Origin of the sequence: Alteromonas sp. KS69, from assembly GCF_003989595.1 — a bacterium.
In the GTDB taxonomy this organism is placed as follows: Bacteria; Pseudomonadota; Gammaproteobacteria; order Enterobacterales; family Alteromonadaceae; genus Alteromonas; species Alteromonas naphthalenivorans.
This window is the reverse complement of record NZ_PYHU01000084.1, coordinates 1-1,187: the sequence shown is the minus strand read 5'-3', so window position 1 is coordinate 1,187 and position 1,187 is coordinate 1. Positions and strand designations below refer to the sequence as shown.

At 50.5% G+C, this 1,187-nt stretch carries 2 protein-coding genes; both read left to right on the top strand.

The window, feature by feature from the left end:
• Positions 1–738: Mu transposase domain-containing protein (locus C7Y69_RS21450; protein WP_409513447.1), on the top strand; the 738-nt coding region annotated here is incomplete at its 5' end.
• 8 nt (positions 739–746) lie between these two features.
• The coding region (locus C7Y69_RS21445; RefSeq protein WP_185864217.1) for an ATP-binding protein at positions 747–1,187 on the top strand (441 nt) is incomplete at its 3' end.

Here is a 1,187-nt window from a genome sequence, read left to right as displayed (position 1 = left end):
TGGAAATTAATGCGACTTCGCCGGGAGTTCTTTTACCCCTTAGCGAGCCTTATCGCTCGTAGCAAAGTGTTAATGGAAGAGTTAAATAATCGGCCGCAGCGCTTACATCCAGGCTCTCGCCGTGAGCAGTTTGAACTGCTCGATAAGCCCGCGTTAATGCCATTGCCTGGCACCACGTATGAGTACATAGACAGTAAACGGGCCAAAGTTGGGCCGGATTACCATGTGCTGTACCAAAAGCATGCTTACTCTGTACCGCACACCTTAGTGGGCAACACAGTGACCATCGAAGCTAGTGGCAGCGTGATTAGCATCTATCACCAAAATCAACTGGTGACACAGCACGCTAAATCAGCAAAAGACGGCGGCTTCTCAACGCAAAAAGAACACATGCCGGACAGCCATGTAAAACAGCGCTTCAGCGCTGAACGCTTATTGCACTGGGCGGAGAATATTGGTGTAGGTACCCGCGGTGTGGTGCAGTGGCACATCCATAGCCGTCAACATCCAGAGCAAGCGATTAAAAGCTGCCTAGCCATTCTAAATCTCACTAAACAGCATGGTGCTGCCCGACTTGAAGCCGCTTGCCAAAAGGCGTTACTGCTAGAACGCCCTCACAGAAGCGTTGTGATGAACTTACTCAAACATCACCAAGAAAGCGTACCGAGCACCGCTGTCGAACACGATGAGCAACCTGTAACCCACCACAATATCCGCGGCCAACATTACTATCAATAGGACAACCCATGACACAATCTCAATTACAAGAGCAACTGCGTAGCTTACGGCTTGGACACTTCGCTCAAGCGTTACTGCAACAACAAAGCCAAGCGACAACCTACGACGAGATGAGCTTCGAAGAACGCTTAGGATTACTGGCACAGCATGAAATCCACTGTCGGCAAGACAGCAAAGTGAAGCGTTTACTGCGTCAGGCAACCTTGCGCTTAGAAGCTCACGCCAGCCGATTGGAATACCGCGCAGAGCGCGGTCTACGCAAAGATAAAGTCGCCACACTGTTGAGCGGCCAATACTTACATCATGCCCATAACATTATCGTTACTGGCGCAACGGGGTGCGGTAAAACGTACTTCGCTTGCGCATTAGCCAGACAAGCCTGTGAACAGCATCATACAGTACGATATTACCGGCTCGGCCAGCTTCTAGATGAGCTGAATATCGGCCAC